At 44.1% G+C, this 21,418-nt stretch carries 17 protein-coding genes and 1 tRNA gene; 9 read left to right on the top strand and 9 right to left on the bottom strand.

Translation table 11 applies throughout. From position 1 onward, the window contains the following. Window positions 1–127 precede the first annotated feature (127 nt). On the top strand, window positions 128–2,713 hold the full coding sequence (locus tag GFS24_RS25050; RefSeq protein ID WP_153664485.1) for a c-type cytochrome: 2,586 nt from the start codon (window positions 128–130) through the stop codon (window positions 2,711–2,713). A 36-nt stretch (window positions 2,714–2,749) separates the two neighbouring features. Here the strand turns inward: GFS24_RS25050 and GFS24_RS25045 are convergent, their stop codons facing one another. Continuing rightward, window positions 2,750–3,874 (bottom strand): glycoside hydrolase family 43 protein, encoded by a 1,125-nt coding sequence (locus GFS24_RS25045; protein WP_153664483.1) that lies wholly within the window; start codon window positions 3,872–3,874, stop codon window positions 2,750–2,752. A gap of 101 nt (window positions 3,875–3,975) precedes the next feature. Between GFS24_RS25045 and GFS24_RS25040 the strand changes: the two genes are divergently transcribed. Next, on the top strand, window positions 3,976–4,437 hold the full coding sequence (locus GFS24_RS25040) for a hypothetical protein (protein WP_153664481.1): 462 nt from the start codon (window positions 3,976–3,978) through the stop codon (window positions 4,435–4,437). Here GFS24_RS25040 and GFS24_RS25035 read toward each other — a convergent pair. The 4 genes from GFS24_RS25035 to GFS24_RS25020 form a co-directional block, all read right to left on the bottom strand. After that, window positions 4,413–4,937 carry a T6SS immunity protein Tdi1 domain-containing protein gene (locus GFS24_RS25035; RefSeq protein WP_153664479.1) on the bottom strand — a complete coding sequence of 175 codons (525 nt, stop codon included), beginning with the start codon at window positions 4,935–4,937 and terminating at the stop codon, window positions 4,413–4,415. The genes GFS24_RS25040 and GFS24_RS25035 overlap by 25 nt on opposite strands. Window positions 4,938–4,990: 53 nt before the next feature. Continuing rightward, the gene (locus GFS24_RS25030) at window positions 4,991–5,833 is read right to left on the bottom strand and encodes an SGNH/GDSL hydrolase family protein (RefSeq protein ID WP_153664477.1); all 843 of its coding nucleotides are present in this window, start codon (window positions 5,831–5,833) and stop codon (window positions 4,991–4,993) included. A 229-nt stretch (window positions 5,834–6,062) separates the two neighbouring features. After that, on the bottom strand, window positions 6,063–6,386 hold the full coding sequence (locus tag GFS24_RS25025) for a nuclear transport factor 2 family protein (RefSeq protein WP_153664475.1): 324 nt from the start codon (window positions 6,384–6,386) through the stop codon (window positions 6,063–6,065). A gap of 19 nt (window positions 6,387–6,405) precedes the next feature. Further along, window positions 6,406–7,200 carry an SDR family oxidoreductase gene (locus GFS24_RS25020; protein WP_153664473.1) on the bottom strand — a complete coding sequence of 265 codons (795 nt, stop codon included), beginning with the start codon at window positions 7,198–7,200 and terminating at the stop codon, window positions 6,406–6,408. A 32-nt stretch (window positions 7,201–7,232) separates the two neighbouring features. On the opposite strand from GFS24_RS25020, the gene GFS24_RS25015 reads away from it, so the two are divergent. Continuing rightward, complete coding sequence (locus GFS24_RS25015) at window positions 7,233–7,712, top strand: helix-turn-helix domain-containing protein (RefSeq protein WP_253906592.1); 480 nt, start codon at window positions 7,233–7,235, stop codon at window positions 7,710–7,712. Window positions 7,713–8,047: 335 nt separating this feature from the next. Here GFS24_RS25015 and GFS24_RS25010 read toward each other — a convergent pair. From GFS24_RS25010 to GFS24_RS25000, 3 genes are all read right to left on the bottom strand, one after another. Continuing rightward, window positions 8,048–8,131, bottom strand: a tRNA-Leu gene (locus tag GFS24_RS25010). Window positions 8,132–8,248: 117 nt separating this feature from the next. After that, entirely contained in the window at window positions 8,249–9,928 is a 1,680-nt protein-coding gene (locus GFS24_RS25005) for a C25 family cysteine peptidase (RefSeq protein WP_173003190.1), read from the bottom strand. Window positions 9,929–10,061: 133 nt separating this feature from the next. Next, a complete protein-coding gene (locus tag GFS24_RS25000; RefSeq protein WP_153664469.1) occupies window positions 10,062–11,036 on the bottom strand; it encodes an MBL fold metallo-hydrolase in 975 nt (324 codons plus the stop codon). Window positions 11,037–11,116: 80 nt separating this feature from the next. Between GFS24_RS25000 and GFS24_RS24995 the strand changes: the two genes are divergently transcribed. Further along, window positions 11,117–11,467 (top strand): MmcQ/YjbR family DNA-binding protein, encoded by a 351-nt coding sequence (locus tag GFS24_RS24995; RefSeq protein WP_153664467.1) that lies wholly within the window; start codon window positions 11,117–11,119, stop codon window positions 11,465–11,467. Window positions 11,468–11,626: 159 nt separating this feature from the next. Here GFS24_RS24995 and GFS24_RS24990 read toward each other — a convergent pair whose 3' ends face one another. Further along, window positions 11,627–12,412, bottom strand: a complete 786-nt coding sequence (locus tag GFS24_RS24990) for a DeoR/GlpR family DNA-binding transcription regulator (RefSeq protein WP_253906591.1) — start codon at window positions 12,410–12,412, stop codon at window positions 11,627–11,629. 295 nt (window positions 12,413–12,707) lie between these two features. Here GFS24_RS24990 and GFS24_RS24985 point away from each other — a divergent pair, with 295 nt between their 5' ends. The 5 genes from GFS24_RS24985 (at window position 12,708) to GFS24_RS24965 (ending at window position 21,383) form a co-directional block, all read left to right on the top strand. After that, entirely contained in the window at window positions 12,708–15,869 is a 3,162-nt protein-coding gene (locus GFS24_RS24985) for a SusC/RagA family TonB-linked outer membrane protein (RefSeq protein WP_153664465.1), read from the top strand. A gap of 11 nt (window positions 15,870–15,880) precedes the next feature. After that, on the top strand, window positions 15,881–17,416 hold the full coding sequence (locus GFS24_RS24980) for a SusD/RagB family nutrient-binding outer membrane lipoprotein (RefSeq protein ID WP_153664463.1): 1,536 nt from the start codon (window positions 15,881–15,883) through the stop codon (window positions 17,414–17,416). A gap of 2 nt (window positions 17,417–17,418) precedes the next feature. After that, window positions 17,419–19,527: a family 20 glycosylhydrolase gene (locus GFS24_RS24975; protein ID WP_153664461.1), complete on the top strand. Its 2,109-nt coding sequence runs from the start codon at window positions 17,419–17,421 to the stop codon at window positions 19,525–19,527. 111 nt (window positions 19,528–19,638) lie between these two features. Then, the gene (locus tag GFS24_RS24970) at window positions 19,639–20,913 is read left to right on the top strand and encodes a gluconate:H+ symporter (RefSeq protein WP_153664952.1); all 1,275 of its coding nucleotides are present in this window, start codon (window positions 19,639–19,641) and stop codon (window positions 20,911–20,913) included. Between the two features lie 2 nt (window positions 20,914–20,915). After that, the gene (locus tag GFS24_RS24965) at window positions 20,916–21,383 is read left to right on the top strand and encodes a RidA family protein (protein ID WP_153664459.1); all 468 of its coding nucleotides are present in this window, start codon (window positions 20,916–20,918) and stop codon (window positions 21,381–21,383) included. Window positions 21,384–21,418 lie beyond the last annotated feature (35 nt).

Genomic DNA, 21,418 nt, shown 5'->3' with positions numbered 1-21,418 from the left:
AATTATTCTGAAAGGAACTTGACATACCACCCAAAAAATAATTTCACCATGGAATTTTATTTTTTCTATATTGATCCACTCTTTTGATAAGCATTAGTAGTCTACATTAAATTAACAGCACAAACAAATGATTAAGTTTTCTCTGGGTCTGATCTGTTCCCTTACGGTATGTATTAGCGTAAACGCTCAAAAAGCCCCTTCCTATCCACCTGAATTAACTGTTACAAGATTTTCAGGTCCTGATGTAACGCCCAGCCCGGCTTGCCTGGCGGTTGCTCCAACCGGCGAAGTATTTGTAGGAGTGGATATGATCGGTTCGCTGGGAAAAGACCCGGGGAAAGGCCGGATCCTCAAACTGATCGACAAGGATAACGACGGTACGATGGACGAGCACATTGAATTTGCGGTGGTGGATAACCCCCGTGGTATCATTGTGCAGGGTAGCCAGGTTTTTGTGTTGCACACCACATTTTCTAAAGAAACCGGTAAAGCTACAGGCATGGCCCTGGTAGTTTTTGAAGATAAAGACGGGGATGGGAAAGCAGACGGTGATCCCAAACCATTGATCGAAAACCTCAGTAATACGAAATACATCCAGGAGCGGGGAACTGATCATGCTACCAATGGTATCAGGATGGGTATTGATGGCTGGATCTATATTTCCGTGGGGGATTTTGGATTTCACAATGCCACAGATCGTTCCGGTCAGAAACTGACTATGCTGGGTGGAGGGGTTGTAAGAGTACGCCCTGACGGTACCGAAATGGAGATCTTTACCCATGGAACACGTAACGTATATGATGTGGCCATTGATCCTTATATGAATGTTTTTACAAGGGAAAATACCAATGATGGCGGAGGGTGGAATGTGCGGTTCTCTCACCATATCCAATCCGGAGAATATGGCTACCCGGTATTGTTCCAGCATTTTACAGATGAAATATTGCCTGCCCTTGTGGATGTTGGTGGTGGTTCTGGTACAGGCGCTTTATTTATGGCGGAACCAAACTGGCCCGAGAAATACAACAACGTTCCCATGATGGCCGATTGGGGCAGAAGCATGCTGTACATTCACAGAGTAATGCCTGATGGCCCAACCTTCACGCAAAAAGAAGAAGAGTTTATAAAACTTGCTCAAATCACCGATCTGGATGTTGATGGATCTGGCAGGCTTTTCCTTTCAGCATGGGATGGTGCAGGTTATTCCGGTAGTGCCAGTAAAGGTTATGTGATCCGGGCAGTACCTAATAACTGGACTTTCACTGCATTTCCTGATGTAGCCAAAGCTACAATTGAAGAACTGGCAGGAATGCTGAAATCCGCCAGTGCCGTGGCCCGTTTGAGTGCTTCTCAGGAACTGATCACCCGAAATGATAAACAGGCTGCATTGCAAATCGCTTCAGATGCGCAATTGCCTTTGTATGCCCGTATTGCCGGTATCTATACTTACGCACAGGCTGCCGGAGCAGAAGGTATTCCTGTTTTAACTGCATTGACAAAAGATGCTGTAATAAGAGAATACGCATTGCGTACTTTGGCAGACCGTAAAGGCATCCTTAAAGATGTTTCGGAAGAACCTTTCATGGCAGCCCTTAAAGATTCGTCATTACGTGTCCGCGCCGCTGCAATAATCGGGCTGGGACGTTTAGGCCGTATTGATGCTGCCACTGCTTTGCTACAAACTAAAGTGCCTGCATCATTTGTTGAACCTGCTAAGGATGTGGAAGGCCCTCACGCTACACCTAATCCTGATATTGTGTTACCGCACCTCGCTGTACAGGCCCTTGTAAGTCTTCATGCAGTAGATGCTGCCGTAGCAGCGATCAAGAGCGGAAATTCATCCCTCGCATTGTGGACATTGCGTTATATGCATGATCCGAAAGCGGTTAATGGTTTAATGAATGCTTACCAGTTGTCGAAAGATGAAAAGCTGAAGAAGCAGATCCTTATTACGTTAGCGCGCCTTTATAAAAAAGAGGCAGCATATGATGCTTCATGGTGGTGGGGCACAAGGCCAGATTCACATGGCCCTTATTACAAAGGGGTACTTTGGGAAGAATCGCCAGCTATCGAAAAGTTCCTGAAGAAAGAAGCGTTGAAGGCGCCTGCTAAAAAACAGTTCTTCAGAGATTTGGATGCCCGCACCAGGATGGATATTGCTGCATTCGCACCAGAGAAAAAAGCAGAGGCAGTTGCATCTAAAGAACCTAAAGTAGATCTCGAGAAAATAAAAAGTAAAAAAGGCCAGGTAGGTAAATCGTCTATTGAAGATATTTTGCTGGCTGTTAATAATTTGAAAGGAGATCCGGCCAAAGGGAAATTACTGTTTACCAGTCAGGGTTGTGTTGCCTGCCATAGTATCAGTAAAGGAGAGAAAATGAAAGGCCCTTTTATGGGGCAGATCGGATCTATCATGAACAGAGAACAGATCACAGAATCCATCCTCAAACCTAATGCATCTATTTCACAGGGATTTGCTACAGTAACGATCACTGCGAAGGGTAATAAGACCTATATGGGTTTTGTTACAGAAGAAACTGCTACTAAAGTAGTGCTGAGAGATATCGGTGGTAACGTATTCACCGTTAAAGCAAGTGATATCCTGAGCCGTAAGGAAATGAAAACATCTATGATGCCGGCTGGCCTCACGAATGCATTATCATACGAAGAACTTGCTTCCCTTGTTACATTCCTGGCGCAGCAGAAGAAATAAATTTAAAAGGGCTTGTAAGATTTACAAGCCCTTTTTTTATTTGCTTCCAGGTACTCGCTGTGGAGCAGTGGTTGGTCCCTCTACAACAAGCTTCCCGTCTTTTAAGATCTTCATCCGGTCAATAAAAACTACGCGTTTATCACCTGTCGCTGATGTCCTGGCATGATATACGCAAAACATCTCTTTCCCGTCTGGCGAGTAAGTGATGCTATTATGTCCTGTTCCTGTTACTACACCTCCTTGCTCAATGTTCTTCTGCAATACGGGATTGTTGGCTGCTTTTGTAAACGGCCCCAGCGGGGATTTTGAAGTGGCATACCCCACTGCGTAGTTCTTGCCGCCGAAATAATTAGCAGAGTACATCATATAGTAAGTATCTCCTTTTTTGAAGGCAACAGACCCCTCTGTCCACCGGCGATTCACTTCTTTCGACGTAACTGAGCGGCTTTCCCAACCTGCCTGCTTATCATTCATTTTTACAGGAGGGCGTAATAACAATACGGGCTCGCCAATTACGCCACTGAAATCAGGTTTCAATTCAACGCCGTACACCCAGCTTTCCTCTATTTTTTCAAACCATCCTTTTTGTTTGGCCCATGTGGCCACTTCGCTTTCCACAGCATGTTTGTAACAGCAACGGGAGTAGTAAAGATAGATTTTACCATTTTTGTCAAACAGTACGTTGGCATCTATAATAGGATAGCCGGGGTCAAAAACAGGCTTGTTACTTATATCTACAAATGGCCCTGCAGGATGGTCTGCTACAGCCACTCCAACACGAAAGTTTTCGAGATCCTTATTGGGATTCTCTTTCCACTGAGCGCTATAAAATATGTAGAACTTGCCCTTGTATTCATACACTTCAGGCGCCCAGTAGGCTCCGTTCCATGCAGCTGTAGAATCACTCCAGCCGTTCTTGTTGTTTGCATAATATACCTGGCCTTCGTCTTTCCAGTTCACCAGGTCTGTAGAGGAATAAGCCGCAAATCCATTTTTGGCATGGCCGCCGGTTCCGTACATATAATATTTGTCGCCTTTTATTTGCAGGACATAAGGATCTCCAAATTCTACCGGCAGTGGATTCTTATAGGTTTGTGCAAAGGTATCCTGGAAAAATAGTAGCAGGAGGAACCCGATCAGGATCTTTGTAGTTCGTTTCATTTTTTAATATTTCTTAAGAAAAAACAGCTATTTACCAAAATAGTAAAAAAATCCTATGCAAGTATTTTGTATTTTTAATTAACCATTCCTGCTGACTGAAAATGAAAACCATAGCTATAAAGAGAACAACAAGTGACTTGCCAATGATGTTACTTGTTGCCATCACATTCCTCTTTCCCGGGTTCTATATCATGTCTCAATACAGGATTACAAGTATTGCGTTTATACTGGCAGCGCTGTTCACTGTTTTTATAGTTGTTGTGGCGGCATTTGCCTTTGTTGTGATTTTTAAACGCCATGTGTTTTTTATATTGACTAAAGATGGTTTGGAGTCTTCCGGTAAATTTTGCAGATGGGATGATATCGGATCTTACCGGATGGAGACGGAAACGGAGCAGTATTATTCAAATGAGATGAATAGTAACCAGGAGAGGAAAACGCATTCCATCGTTTTAGATCTTAAAGATGGTAGTTCAATGCGTATTTCGGCAGATAAACTCTCTAAAAGGCCTGCGGAGATTATAGCCCTGTTTGATCGTTATTCAATCTTGCCCAGCGTTTGAGCAATGATAGAGATGTGTTCTTTTATTTTTACTTTTTGAAGGTTTTCTACTTTTTCTGCTCCCCCTGATCCCAGTAATGGTACATAACCGTAGCATTCATCAAAGGCAATCTTATCTTTTGCTTTAAAGTAGTTTCCTCCTTCCAATTCCTCATCGATAAATTCCTTGTCGTATATATCTTCCAGGAAGTAATTAAATCCGGATTCAATTACTTTAGAAATCCCATGTCTGCAATTAAGAAGAACAGTATAATTGTTTTCCCAGATTATCAGATCAGACATCCCGGTAGCAAACATTACAATTGGGTTCTTAAAAATGGGGCTGTAAATTTCTTTCAGGGTTTCTTCGAAATCTGCCGGGTTAACGATTTTAAGGTATCCGCCTGCAATGGAGCCGAAGCCGTGCTCTTGCCATAGTTGTATGAGTTTTGGGGGGAGTAGGGGTTCGTATTTTGTGATTAGTATGTTTTCGGGTTTGTGGTTTAATTGGAAGTCTTTCATGGTTGCTTGTACTTTTGCTTTTGCTGTATAGTAAATGTAGTTATAAAGCACCTTCATCGCGCAACCCCAACCAACCTGAACACATTTGCAACCTTCTTCGCAATGATCTCATTTCCTCTATCTGAGGGATGTAATCCATCATAAGTAATATTTACAGCTGTGGGTGGATATGGATATTCATCGTTTTTTGGATCAAATGGTATTTTGGTGAATTTAGGGTAACGATAATTTATATATTTACCGGTATGAGGATTTCTTAAACGTTTGAAGTTCACCATGTGCTTCAGGTCAAGCAAGGGATCATGGAATAGATCGATAACCGGTATATTTTCAAGCTTTCCAATAGCGGTCACCGCGTTGGCAAATGCTTCCAGTGATAGCCCGTTTTTAGTTTTGTATGAACCATGCGCATTATTAGCGGCATCAAATAAATAAACAAAATCATTACGCTGCATAGGAGTGATGAGCACTATTTTTGCCTCTTTATTCAACTGGCGCAGCTTATCGATGATGATCCTGAATGAGCCGGATACAGAATTAGTGCCTGTATTATTTTTGTAATCATCGATGTTTCCTACAGGCCGGCCGCCCCACCAGTCGTTTGTGCCTAAGAATACGGTGTAGACATCAGCTTTCACCAGTCCCAGATCTTCGATCTTGTTGGCGATATCGCTGGACTTCCAGCCGTTATGTCCCTGATTGATGTAACGTAGGTTAGGAAATTCATCAGTCACGCGGCTTAAATATCCTTTGGTAACACGGTTACCTGTCTCATCCGGGTGATCGTTCAGGTAGGTGATAGAGTCTCCAACTGCTACCCAAACTGTTTCTTTTTTTTCAGTAAAGGAAAAAAGGAACAATGCTCCGGTTAATAATAAAAATGTTCTTCTCAGCATAAGGAGACTAAGATAAAAAGAAAGCCTCGTAAAAATTAATTTACGAGGCTTTGAAGTGCCCAGTAGCGGTAAGTTTTCGAACCAATTGATGTTGATTTTAAGCAAGTTGAATTGGGTACTACATGCTTTATGCCGTCAATTGTCTGAATAGATGTTCGCTTTTTAACATTCTGTTAACTTGAAAGTTGGGAATGTAGGCCGTATATGTTCAACTTGATAATATGTCAATTTACCCGGTGACCTTTAAAGATTCTATGAGTTCGTTCCTAAATTCCAAATGGAACTTTAATACTAGTGGACTTCCTGGGAAAGTGCCAGACACTTTTGATGTCAGCACTCCGTTTGATCCGAACTGCTCATAATTTAGAGGCTCCATTGAAGATTGATAAGTCTCATTTGCATGTTCGATCCATTGGCGAATTTCTTCCTTGCCGTTATGGATTCTACCTTCGTCATGAACAACGGCCGTTACAGTGAAGCAGTCCGTATAAGCCTTGCTATCATAATTGTTTTGTGTCTCTATAAAACGACCTACTACTTTTGGTAATTCCATGATAACGTGATTTAAGTTTTTAGATTGTTGGTATTGTTCCTCCGTCAATGACGAAATTTGTTCCTGTTAAGTATTTAGCTCTTGGTGAAACTAAAAAGCCAACCAATTCTGCGACTTCTTCCGGTTCGGCGGGTCTGCCGTAAGGTATTCCACCCAATGCATTCATGACACTTTGCTGAGCTTCTTCTACAGTACTATTTGCATTTCTTGCAATCTCGCCCAACCACGCTATCGATGCTGCTGTATTTATCCATCCCGGCGAAACAGTTAGCACGCGCACACCTTTAGGCGTAACTTCATTTGATAAACTTTTACTGTAATTGATTAATCCTGCTTTTGAAGCTGCGTACGGCAAGGTAGAATCATATAGCGGCAATTTGCCCTGGATGGAAGCGATGTGAATAATTACACCACTTCTCCGATCGATCATTTGCGGTAAAAATCCCCTGTCAAGCCTGACAGGAGCAAGTAAATTTGCTTGTAAGGTTGATATCCAGTCCTCATCATTCAATGCTGAAAAACCACCGGCGGGTGTTGATGAACCACCAAGGTTGTTTACCAGGATATCCAGCCTGCCATAGGTTGACAGCACTTCGCTGATTACTTTTTGCACCTCTTCTGCCTTGCTTAGGTCAGCTGGAACAAAATAAAGGTCTGCATCTGACTGTTCGGGTTTGTTCCTCGCGGTAATGACTACTGTTGCACCAGCGGCCTTTAAGCGTTCTGCGATTGCTCTACCAGCCCCCTTGGTTCCACCTGTTACTAAGGCTATCTTACCGGATAATTCGTTGCTGTAGTTGAATTGCTGTTCCATGTGTTTTTGTTTGTAGTGCAAATCTCGATAGTATGCAGGAAGCAAACAATTACGGACTTACGAATCAGATACGGACAAATTTATCCGTATTGACCGTTCATCGGGTGTTTGGTATATTTGTAGTTATGTACATTAAAAAGACTACTCCGACGCTCAATTGTGGACTTGACCTGGTTGGTGAAGTATTGTATGGAAAATGGAAGATCCGTATTCTTTGGTTCATCCATATAGGCAACTTACGGCCAAGTGAACTTCAGCGGAAAATTCCGGATGTAACCCGACGGGTGTTGAATGTGCAATTGAAGGAACTTGAAGATCATGAATTGGTCACTAAAAAGATCTTTCCGGTTTTACCCCCAAAGGTAGAATACAGTCTTACGGAATTTGGCAAAACACTCATTCCATTGATTCAATCCATTGGTCTTTGGGGCGACGAACATGAGGATCGGCTACGTAGGGTCATTTTGCAGCATAATGCAGGGGCGTCGGAAGAGGTGGGAAATGTAGTTTAAGGAAATGCTTTAATCCGGGCGGTGTAAATTCCCTCGAAGTTTTAAAGTATTATTTGTGATTGTCCATAGACTTCAGATACTTGTTGAGAGAGCGTTAATTTAACCTTTGAATACCCTCTATTTTTACAAGACAGTGAAGCATTACTTGGGAATGCAGACTTTCAATACTGAGGACAACAATCATTTGACACTAAACTTATGCTTCCGTAGAGTTCAACTTTATCAAGGAAAACGAGGTGCCGAAATCGAACCTCCTATGAACTGATTAGTAAATACAATAGGGAATAGCACAAAAAACGCTAAACCCGCTCTTAGAGCGGGTTTAGCGTTTTTTGTGCCCAGAACTGGATTCGAACCAGCACATCCTTGCGAACGCTGCGACCTGAACACAGTGCGTCTACCAATTTCGCCATCTGGGCATCCATTAAAGGACTGCAAAAGTAAAAGATTATTTCTAAATACCAAATAAAAAAAAGCAGCCGCCTCATCCGATGAGGGGCCGCTTTTTGTGTTCTCGGCTATATCTGAATCTTTGCTCAAATTGTAAAACGGAAATAACACCAGCAGCTCCAGTTGCAATACCTGTCGCCGATCTTAGCCCTTACTCTCCATCTGCCAGGTTGTGCACCTACGAAGTTGTGGTTGAAAGAAGTGCCGGTAATATTATGATATACCGCAAAGCTCCGGAAGGATTGTGCTGCCCACTGGCCTGAGTTTACAGCGCCATAAGCATCTACTTCAAGACTGTAAGTAACGCCCGGAATGTTTACTGGTGCCCAACGGAACGTCATGCTGCGTGGGTAGTGATTGAATACAGATCCTTCTGCTGGTTCAGTGGGGCGGGGCACTGCTCCTTTCCACCAGGTAAGGGTTGGATCACCGAGCACGCTCATACCATAGAACCATTGTCTTTCTCCAAGGTCATGATCTGTACCGCGGGCTTTCCACCAGTCAACCATTGCATCTCCTATACATTTTCCTTTACCGATGGGATCGTAGAAGTCTGCAAAGAAGAGCATGGAGCCTGTTTTGGTACTGCCCACTACGGTAAGGCCCATATTTGTTTCTCCGCCAGTTTTGTCGAAAATGTACCAGCCACCGAGGTAATCATTTTCTGTGAAACGGGCAGTGCTGCAACAGAACAGATTGTAGAAGTTGGCATTAGGACAACGTTCATCGCGGAAATAAGCGCGGTCTATCCATTCTGTTGCACCATCTGCACGGAAGGAATGCACATGCGGGGAAGAATGTGAACAAAGCTGCACGAATGAGCGCGTTTTGTTCACTTCTACCTTGTAAAGATCCGCATCTGTGATGTCAGGGTTAGTGTATTTGGTTATATAGGCAGCAGGTGTCATCAGGTCCATTTCGCAATCGTCGAAGCTGGTCCAGTCGTCTTCTACATAAGCGAGTGCGGAACGGGAGTGGCCAAGGGATCCGAGACGGAAAAGATGATTACGGTCGAAGTAATTGTTGATGAGGGCGGCGTCATTGCCATTCAGGGTAGGTGTCCATATGCGGCCCAGCCATATTTCGGGGGTAACGTCTCCGGTTACGGAATTGTATTTGCCATCTGCATCAGAATCTACCCAGGTACCATTGGTGTCCATGTAGAAGAGATCGCAGGGGAACTCAGAACTGTTGCCGTTGAAGTCATCGCTCATTTCAAACCAGGCAACAGGAATAGCACCAACCATTACACAACCAACAGGCGCTTTGTCGCGAATATAATTACGGATGGTAGCTGGTTTGCCACCTCTTACTACGTGAACGGTTGCCCAATAGCCATCACGGCCAAGGTCCAGTACATAACGGTCTACGTTAGCTTTTACTTGTGTGTAGATGTCTATATGCACTAACACTACTACTTTACCACGTGGATGGCGTAACCAGCTGTAGGTATTTAAATAGCTTTCGTTAGTTGGATAAACGGGACGGGGTTTTTCTTCTATCAGGGGCACCAGGTCCAGGAATCTTTTATTGATGGTGAGGTACTCGGCGTACGTTTTCAGTTTAATGTTGTTAGGGTCCATCATCTTTAAATTACGTACGCTGGTATAAGCCTGCGCCAGTTTGTAGTTGCGGCCTACAGCCTGCATGTTAAAGATGGTGCGGTCTTGCAATACTTGTGTGCGGATAGTCTGCACATTGCTCACCGCCTGTTTTTCACCGGCTACAATGGTAAAGCCGTTAAGTGGTTTTTTCTCGGTAGACATCTTTGCTTTTTTTGAGGTTAAGTATAAATGATAAAGCAAAGCTACATTCCTGATAATGCACTGAACAGGTAGCATTTACCTGAAAATAAGCGTAGATATACGCAGGATAAGCGGGGGTATTTCTCTCGGGTATTTACAATTTCCACCAGGGATCGGCGGGATAACTAACATTCAATATAACCGGCTCCCCTATACGTGGTGTAGTCACTTTGATCTTTCCTGAAGCCCCGGCCACGGTGCGTATCACCGGTTCATCCCAGGGATGCAGCGCCAACGAGAATTTGCCCCAGTGAACGGGCAGCAGCACTTTGGCTTTCAATTCCTGCGCAGCCTGTACTGCCTCTTCCGGACTCATATGGATCATCGGCCAGTCGGTGTTGTATTGCCCGGTTTCCAGGATCACAATATCAAAAGGACCAAATTTTTCACCGATCGTTTTAAAGTGCGTATCATAGCCGGAATCCCCGCCAAGATAAAGCTTGAAGCCACCAGGTAATTCAAGTATAAAGGAAGCCCAGAGGGAACCACCCCGTTTAATACCCCGTCCGGAAAAGTGACGTGCAGGGGCCGCTGTTAGTTTAACTTCAGGGGAATAAGATGCCGTATCCCACCAGTCCATTTCAGTAACAAGAGAAGCCGGGAAGGGAAGATCACGCGCAACTCCCAAAGCTGTATACACCGCTTTAGGTTTCAGCTGGCAAAGTGTTTTCTTATCCAGGTGATCATAATGATTATGCGTAACGATCAGGATATCGATGGGAGGAAGGTCTGATACCTTAAAAGCATCTGCCCCAGGAAAAGCTTTTACCAAAAAGGGAACAGGAGAAGCATGGCCACTGAAAACGGGGTCTACCAGTATGTTGAGGCCATTATGATGAATGAGATAAGAAGAGTGCCCGAACCAAACGATCATCGGGTTTTCCGATGGAGCTAAATGCAGCAGGTCTGTTTTAACAGAAGGTAAAACCTTAGGAGGATTAACCGATTTCGGCTTACGAAGAAAACGCAAAAGGATCTTCAATGTAGAAGCATCTTTCGACATTACTTCTGTAGGAGATTGATTATGAAAGGTGCCGTTCTTAAAATTCGGTGATTTCCACTGGCTCATCGGTATGGTTTTGAAATGAATGTACGATCAATGTCGCATTCTTACAATTTCTTCTTTGCCAGTTTTTGTAATTTCGGGGTATGGTAGACTTGGAAACATTTGAAGAATTATGCCTGGCCTTACCCGGCGTGGAAAAAGTAGCACACTGGAACCATCCCGCTTTCAGAACAAAACGGCGCATCTTTACAACCCTCTGGCCGGAAACCACTTCTGCAAATTTTGCTTTCACCCCGGATGAGCAGGCTGCCTTTTGCAAAGAAGATCCTAAAAGCTTTTATCCCGTAGAAGGAGGCTGGGGCCGTCAGGGCTGGACGGCTGTGAATTTAAAGAAAGTAAAGAAGGGAATGCTGGTGAACGCTATTAACAGTGCATGGTATAATGCAGCACCACCCAAACTACAGGAACAATATCGGTTGGAAAAAGGATTATAAAAGATAAAAAACACGCTCCATAAAAATCCTCTCTATAAAAACATACAACATAAAAAATCCCCCTCCACAAAAATTCCCTCTATAAAAACATACAACATAAAAAAACACCCTCCACAAAAAATCCCCCCTCTGCTGCGCGGCAAACCCTCAGCAAAAAAACTATAATATCACCAGATTCTTCGTCTTATAAGGCTGCAACTCCGCACTCTCCGCCGGCAACTCCGTAATGAGATAATCAATCTCCTGCAGATCCGCGATCTTCATCTTCATAGAAGAATTCAACTTCTCAGAAATAGCCATGATAGCCACTTTATCTGCCGCTTTGATCATCGCCTTTTTCACCTGTATCGTCTCCCAATCAGAATCCGTCAACCCATTAGCCGGGTCTATCGCATTCGTCCCAATGATACACAGGTCAGCTTTAATATTAGAAAGATACTCAAACACTTCCCCACTTACAGACATCTGCGAGTAAGCAGATATCTGCCCCCCGATCACAATCGTTTTGATCATCGGCTTATCCAGCAATTCCACCGCAGACAATACATTCACCGTAATAAAAGTAGCCCTCAGCGTTACCGGTATCTTTTTAATAAACTCCCGGATGGTAGTTCCCCCGCCGATCAGAACAATCATATCATCCCGCAGTAATTGCAGCGTTTTTTCCGCAATAACAGCCTTATTATTCTGTGCGTAAGTTTCTGATTCATGCCCGTAATGATAGGCAATAGACATGGCGCCACCTTTGATCTTCACCACTTCTCCATCCTCAGCCAGCTCATTAACATCCCGGCGGATCGTATCCTCCGATACATTGATCAGGGTCACAAGATCACTATAGGTGATCCGTGTGTGAATGTTCACTTGTTTAATGATCAGTTTCTTCCTGGCCTTTTTGGTCAGCGAAACCGGTAACTGGTCCTGCGTGTTAATATCCATATCCATTTTCAACTACGGTTGATGTTAATGTCAATCTAACAAAAATAGAATATAGATGACAATTTCGCACTTTTTGTGCATTAAATAATTTTTCTGCGGTAAAAATAAGCCTTCGTGTAAACACTACATAATATCAATCAATTTAAAATCAATCATTTATAAAATAATACCACTCAATCGTTCAAAAGCACCTCGCATAAACTGCAATTATTTATTGCAAATAATTTGCAGAAACGATTCTAATCACTACTTTTAGACAAGGATTTTGCATTATTTGAAATTTATCAACCAAACCACAGCGATGAAAACACGTAAACCGGCTGCTTTCCCAAAACTGCTCTTGTTGCTATGCAGCGTGCTGTTTTGCCAAAAAAGTATCGCCCAATCTTCTCCCGTACAACTCTCTGGTACGGTATCCAGTGCTGCAGATGGACAAAAAATCATTGGCGCCACGATCTCTGTGGCCAACGTTAAAGGTTTAGGTACAGTTACCAATGAGGAGGGTAAGTTCTCTTTAAAAGTACCTGCCTCCCAAAGCCCCGTTCAACTCGTTGTTACTTTTATCGGGTATGAAACAAAACAGATAACCGTACCATCCGGGCAAACGGAAATCAACATTCAGCTCGTGGAAAATTCCAAAGACTTGAATGAATTCGTAGTAACCGCCCTCGGTATTAAGAAACAAAGAAAAGTACTAACCTTCGCCGTAACAGAAGTAAAAGGTAGTGAGTTTACACAGGCCCGTGAGATCAATGTGGCAGATGCCCTCACCGGAAAAATTCCCGGTGTGAACGCTTCCAGTCTTGCTGGCGGCCCCGGTAGCTCCAGTCGTGTTGTGATCCGCGGTAACGGTTCTTTCAGTGATAACCAGCCATTGTATGTGATCAATGGTATGCCCATCGATAACTCCACCGGCAATTCTCCACAAAGTGGTAACGCTTCTATTGGTTTGAATGCAGACAGGGGAGATGGTATTGCCGGTATCAATCCGGATGATATTGAATCTATTACTGTATTGAAAGGCGGCCCTGCCTCTGCATTGTATGGTTCCCGCGCAGCAAACGGTGTGATCCTCATCACCACAAAGAAAGGTGCCAAACAAAAAGGGATCGGCCTGGATTATAATTCCACCTTCACTTTTGAAACACCTTCTATTATACCCGACTGGCAATATGAATACGGTCAGGGCCAGGGTGGTGTTAAACCTGTAACACAGGCAGATGCCATTGCTTCGGGCAGACTTTCTTTCGGCCCCAAACTGGACGGCACGAATGTGATCCAGTTTGATGGCGTGAGCCGCCCTTACGTTGCGCAGAAGGATAATATTAAGAACTTCTACAGAACTGGTTCAACTTTTACCAATACAGTAGCAGCTTCCGGTGGTAGTGATGCATTCAACTACCGCTTCTCTTTATCTGATATGAACAACCAGGGTCTGGTACCGCATCAGCAATTAAATAAAAAGATCGGTACACTTGCTTTAGTGGGCACTTTATCCAAACGCCTCACCGTAGAAGGATTTGCACAATACAATGTAGAAAAAGCAATAGGCCGCGCGAACGTTTCTGATGCACCAGGTAATCCTAACTGGGGTACTTATATGCTCGCAAATTCTGTTGATGTAAGGGATCTTGCACCCGGATACGATAAACTGACAGGTGCAGAAACACTGTGGAACCCATCCGGTTTTGCCAGCAATCCTTATTTCGTAGTCAATAATTTTGTCAATAACGATAACCGTAACCGTTTTATAGGAAGCGGATCGGCAAAATATAACATCTTGGATAACCTGTTCGTGAAAGGACGTTTTACCCATGATTATACTTCTGTTGTTTGGAATGGTATAGTGCCAACAGGTACGGCATATGCTCCCAAAGGATTCTATCAGCAATCTACTACCGGCATCACAGAAACCAATGCTGAACTCACCTTAAACTATCAGGGCAAATTCGGAAAGGATTTTACCGCCGATGTTATGGCCGGTGGAAACCAGATGAAACGCAAAATACAATCTACCACATTGCTGGGTACTGATTTTGCAGAACCTGGTTTTTATGACCCGTCCAACGTGGTAAGTCTTACTACTAACAATGCTTTGGGCCGCAATGCAATTAATTCATTATTTGCCAGTGTTGACTTCGGTTACAAGAACATGATCTATATCTCCGCTACCGGTAGAAATGATTGGTTCTCTACCTTATCTCCCAAAAGCAATAATATCTTTTACCCATCTGCCGGTATCAGTTTCATCTTATCAGAAGCAGTGAAATTACCTTCCTGGGTTTCTTTCGCAAAACTGAGAACTTCCTGGGCAGAAACTGGTGGCGGTACCCCCACTGCTTATTCTTTGAATCAAACATATAGCCTCGTACCCGGTGGTGGTCATCTTGGCCAGCCTTTACAAGCGCCCACACAAACAGTAGGTACTACTTCCGGTTTGTTGAATGCGCCAAATCCAGACCTGAAACCTTTTGTTACAAGAACAATGGAAGCCGGTTTTGAAGCGAGTTTCCTGAATGGCCGCATCTCTGCAGACTTTGCAGTGTACAACAGGAAAACAACAGACGATATTGTACAGGTAAGTATCTCTACCGGTTCCGGTTACAATTCCACACTCCTGAATGTGGGTGAAATGAGTAACAAAGGGGTGGAACTTCGCCTGAGTGGTTTGCCCATAAAAGGAAAGAACTTCATATGGGAAGTAGATTTCAACTTCGCCTATAATAAGAATGAAGTAGTAAAACTGGCGCCCGGACTGGATCGTATCCAAATGGATGCTGCCGTTAATAACTATGCCTTCATCTTCGCAGAAGTAGGTAAACCCTTCAGTATCATTAAAGGATACAAGGTAAAAAGGAATGCACAGGGACTGCCCGTTTTCAATTCCAAAACAAATGGATTTGAAGCTACCACCGGTCTGGAAGACCTTGGTACCGGGGTATCTCCATTAACAGGTGGTATCAACAATGCCTTCAGTTACAAACGTTTTAATTTCAGCTTCCTGATAGATGGTAAGTTTGGTGGCCATGTATATTCCGGCACCAACTTATACGCTACCCGCTTTGGTTTGCATAAGATCACTTTACCCGGCAGAGATGGTGGTTTAACGGTAACGGGTGTGGATGAAGATGATAAACCTTATTCCAGAACCTTTACCGGAGCAGGGTTACAGGCTTACTATGATAACTACAAGAACCAGTCAGAGCGGTTTGTATATTCTTCTGACTTCATCAAACTGCGCCAGGTGGTATTGGGTTATAGTATTCCTGCAAAAGTATTCTCATTTGCGAAACTGCAATCCGTATCGCTTTCGTTTGTTGCGCGGAACCTGCTCATCCTGTACAAGGATGCACCAAACATCGATCCTGAGTCTACTTTCAATAACTCTAATGCACAAGGATTTGAAATGTTCGGGGTGCCCCGCACAAGAAGTTATGGCCTCAACCTGATGGTTAAATTTTAAACGAATTCACTATGTTACGATTTGCTAAATATACATTCGTCCTCTTATTCGGACTGGCCTCCTGTGACAAGGGTTTTGAAGAAATGAATACGAACCCGAATGCGTCAACAAAACCCAACGTGGATTATCTCTTTTCACAGAGCATCCTCAAAGGGAATTACGTATACGACCGCGCGTATTTTTACACTTCCTATATTACCTGCGGTAACTTTGTACAACACTTTGCCACCGCCAAAGAACTCGCAGGAGCGGGCTCTGGTGATAAATATGGTGTGCATGATCAATACCAGTCGTTTTACTTCCGGTATACTTATACAAATGTACTCACTACATTAAAGGAGCTGGACAAAGCGGCAACTGCTCCCGAATTTGTAAATAAAAGAGCCGCAGCCACCATCTGGAAAGTAATGCTGATCCAGCGTATCACTGACCTGTATGGTGATGTGCCTTACAGCCAGGCAAATAGCGGCGGAACGGAAGCTATCTTCCTTCCGAAGTATGATGCCCAAAGTGATATCTATGCCGGCATGCTGAAAGAACTGGATGATGCCATAAAAGCATTTAACCCGGCACAACCTAAATTCGGCAAAGCGGATTTCTTATACGAAGGAGATATCGACAAATGGAAAAAGTTCGCTTACTCCCTCATGTTACGCATCGCCATGCGTTTGCAGAAAAGAGATGAACCGAAAGCAAAAGAATGGGCATTGAAAGCCATCCAGGGAGGTGTGATCCTCACTGCAGCAGATCAGGCCGTCGTGAAATATTCCAATGGTCCGCAGGTATATAATAACAACCCGGTTGCTTTCGAACTCGTGTCTCAGGATTATGTACAGGGAGCAAATGGTGTGAATAATACCGAATTCGGCAAGTTCAGCAAAACGTTTATCGACGCGCTGCAATCCCGCAACGATCCCCGGTTATCTGTGGTATCTGTAGTTTGGAATGGCGCTGTGCCGGATACTACATCCACAGCACAGAAAGGTTTACCGAATGGAACGAATGGCAAACCCGCGAACTTCAATACATTCTCTGAACCAAATCCTGCTACCATTCTGCAATACGCAGCCCCACTGATCGTGCTCAGTGCAGCAGAAACTAATTTCCTGCTCACAGAAGCTATCGTGCGTACCTGGACAGCCGGTAATGCTGCAGATACTTATAAAACAGGTGTAGAGACAGCTTTGAAGAACTGGGCTTTATTTGGTGCAGCCGGTGTAATTGCTCCGGCAAGGATCACTGCTTATTCAACTGCCAACGCATTAAATACAGCAGGTACTTTAGATGCCCAGCTCAACCAGATCCATACACAATTCTGGATCGCTTCATTGCTCGATGAACAGGAAGCTTATGCTAACTGGCGTCGCACAGGATATCCTGTATTGGTTCCTGTGAATTTCACTGGTAACGCTACTGGCGGTACTATCCCAAGAAGGATCCCTTATCCGGTTCCTGAACAGGGTATCAACAAAAAGAATTATGACGATGCTGTGATCCGCCAGGGAGCAGATAATCTGATCACAAGGATCTGGTGGGATAAATTATAAGGATGAGAGTTATTTGCCTTGCTATAATATGTCTGATAACCTATGCAACAGTACAGGCCCAAAGGATCAGCGCACCTGCGCTGATCCCCGCGCCTGTAAAAATGCAGCTGTTACCAGGTGCTTTTTTACTGGACAAAAAAACCTTCATCTCTGCACCGGAAACACTCAGCACAGCAGTTGCCCTGTTAAAGGAATACATCGGAATTGAAATACAATCATCCCCCACAGCAAAAGGCATCCATTTAATCATAGATTCAACCACCGTTAAAGAAGCAGAAGGTTACCGCTTATCAATCAACCCAGGTAAGATCGAGATCACCGCGCATGACGAAGCCGGTATTTTACATGCTATTCAAACAGTAAGACAGCTGAACAACAAGGGGCAACTACAAAGTTGCCTCATCACAGACTACCCCCGCTTTGCCTACAGAGGCATGCATCTGGATGTAAGCCGGCATTTCTTCCCGGTATCATTTGTGAAACATTTTATAGACATCCTCGCACAATACAAATACAATAATTTCCACTGGCATCTCACAGATGACCAGGGATGGCGTATCGAGATAAAGAAATACCCGAAGCTTCAATCCGTTGCGGCATGGAGAGATGAAACATTGATAGGGCATAAGAAAGAACTGCCGCATCGGTTTGACGGGAAGAAGTATGGCGGATATTATACGCAGGAAGAGATCAAAGACGTGATCGCTTACGCAACTGCCCGTGGTATTAATATCATTCCTGAAATTGAAATGCCCGGTCATGCCCTGGCTGCATTAGCTGCCTATCCCTCACTGGGTTGTACCGGGGGCCCTTATAAGACCGCTACCTTCTGGGGTATTTTTGATGATGTGTTCTGTGCCGGAAAGGATAGCACTTTCTCTTTTTTAGAAGATGTACTGGATGAAGTGATCGCTTTATTTCCTTCTCCCTACATCCATATTGGCGGTGATGAATGCCCTAAAACGAGATGGAATGCCTGTCCGCTTTGCAGCCTCCGCATGCAGCAGGAAAAACTGCCGGATGCAGATGCATTGCAAAACTATTTCATCAAACGCATCAATCAATACGTGCGCAGTAAAGGCCGTAAGATCATTGGCTGGGACGAAATACTGGAAGGTGGCCTCGCAGAAGATGCTACCGTGATGAGTTGGAGAGGAACAGAAAGCGGCGCTGCCAAACAGGTGATCATGACCCCGGAAGATGAATTGTACTTTGATCATTACCAGTCTTTATATACAACAGAACCTTTAGCGGCCGGAGGTTATACACCTTTGCAGGAAGTATATACCTACGAGCCGCTAAAAGAAGTGAAAGGGGTGCAGGGGCAACTGTGGAGTGAATACCTTCCTACAACAACACAGGCAGAATACATGTTACTGCCCCGAGCTATTGCATTATCAGAAGTGGCGTGGAGTCCACAGCATGCAAAAGATTACCCGGGCTTCGTACGTCGGTTGAAAAAACAGTCTATACAATTCAAAGAGGATATCAGTTACAAAAATGTTGTTTACAAAGAAAAATTACTGATCACTCTCCAGGGGAAAGCTGCCATTTACTACACAACGGATGGCAGTCCCCCTGGTCTTTACACCCGCCCGATTGTTATCAAAAAGTCCAGTGTAATTAAAACCTCCGATGGATTCAGCCAGGCATTCAATATCCATAAAGCAGTAGGCGCAAAGGTTACACTGGCCCAACCTCAAAATACCCGTTACGCCGGAAGTCTGGTGAATGGCATCTTTGGCAGTGATAAATACAATGATCAGCAATGGCTCGGCTTCAGTGGCCGTGATCTTGATGCCATAATAGATTTCGGAGAAACAAATACCATACAACTGATAGGCGCGAATATTTTAAATTACCACTGGCAAAGAATGTGGGAGCCGAAAGCGTTACAATTCTACGCTTCAGAAGATGGGGTTAATTATAAACTGATAGCCGAAGAAAATAAATTCCCTGTGAATGGTATCAACAACATCCGCCTGAAAGTACCCGCTGTGAGAGCAAGGTATCTGAAAGTAAAAGGCGTGAATAAAGGGATCATCCCACCCGGAGAATACGGCGCCGGTGGAAATGGATTATTAATGATAGACGAGATCATCGTGGAATAAAATCGATCAATAAAAAATAAAAAAAATCATCGTGGAATAAAAGCGATCAATAAAAAAAACATCCCACCCGGAGAATATGGCGCTGGTGGATTATTAATGAAAAAGAGAAGAATGGCCTTTGTAATTGTTATTTGCTGTATTGCTTTACTGATCCTGCTCCTCACATGGGGCAAATTCAACGCTTTCCTCGCTTTCCTCATCGTGGCTATTATTGCAGGCATATGGCTGAAAGTACCCATAGAAAAGATCCCTGCCGCTTTGCAAAAAGGCATCGGAGAAACGGTCGGCAGCCTGCTGATGATCTTAATGTTGGGTGCGATGTTAGGAAAACTGGTGGCAGAAAGCGGCGCAGCAAAACAGATCGCCAATTCACTCATGTCAACTTTCGGTCCTAAATATGTGCAATGGGCATTATTGATAGCCGGGTTTATAATTGGCATCCCATTATATTACGGCGTAGGATTTGTACTCATGGTACCGTTGATCTTCTCAGTGATCTATCAATACAAACTACCCGCTGTTTATATTGGATTACCCACACTGGCTGCATTATCGGTAACACATGGTTTTCTTCCCCCACATCCTTCACCGGTTATTTTAGTAGGGGAATTCAAAGCCAACATGGGTTTAACGTTGATGTATGGCCTGGCAGTAGCCATTCCCGCAGTGATCATAGCAGGACCAGTATTTGCAAGATGGCTGAAAAAGATCCCTGCAGGACCGCTACAACTTTTTCAAGCAAAAGAAGAAGGGCCTTTACCCGGCAAACTGAACAGTTTCCTCACCGCCCTGTTACCTGTATTCCTGCTGATGATCACAAAAGTACTTCCAAAAAATAATTTCACAGGAGATGCACCAATAGTAATGTTGTTTTGCCTGCTGATAGCTACTTTTACACTAGGTATACTACAACAAACCCCCGTGAAGGCAGTGATGAGCACTTACACAGCAGCTGTTAAAGATGTGGCGATGATCTTGCTGATCATTGCAGGCGCGGGGGCTTTGAAAGAAGTATTGGCACAAAGCGGCGTGAGCGAAAAGATTGCCGGAGAAATGAGCACCTGGCCCATTCATCCCCTTGTATTGGGTTGGATGATGGCTGCCATCATCAGAGCATGTGTTGGTTCTGCCACCATAGCAGGGATTACGGCAGCTGGAATGGTAGCGCCTTTGGTATTGCAGGGGCATGCAGATCCTAACCTGATGGTATTATCTGTTGGCGCAGGAAGCCTGATGTTCTCTCATGTGAACGATGCCGGTTTCTGGATGTTTAAAGAATACTTTAACCTGAGTTTAAAAAACACCTTGCTGTCATGGTCCGTGATGGAAACGATCGTTGGCGTAGTTGGACTGGCAGGCGTAATGATACTGGATACAATTATATAAATATGAAAAACAAAACTGCCGAAGAGCAACTGGAAAAGACCGGATTAACATTACCACCCGCACCCACACCACTGGGTGTTTACAAACCATTCCTCATAGATGGGAAGTATCTGTACCTCTCAGGTCACGGCCCGGTGAAGAATGACAAGTCACTGATCATTGGCCGCATAGGAGAAGAGCTGGATATGGAGGAAGGTAAACTGGCAGCGCAGCAGGTAGGGCTCGCCATGTTGTCCACCATCAAAACCCATGTGGGACTGGATAAAGTAAAGCGGGTGATCAAAGTATTGGGGATGGTAAATTGCACACCTGATTTTGAACGTCATCCTTATGTGATCAATGGTTGCAGCGAATTGTTTGCAAAGGTCTGGGGAGAAGAAAATGGTATCGGTGTAAGAAGTGCTGTTGGTTTTGGTTCCCTCCCGGATAACATTCCGGTGGAAATTGAGGCCTTGTTCGAGTTATACTAAGTGCCATATCGCGGGAAATATTTACTTTAGGGGTC

The organism is Chitinophaga sp. SYP-B3965, assembly GCF_009647655.1.
GTDB lineage: Bacteria > Bacteroidota > Bacteroidia > Chitinophagales > Chitinophagaceae > Chitinophaga.
Note: the sequence above shows the minus strand (reverse complement) of the source record. Positions and strands in the feature narration are given on the sequence as shown.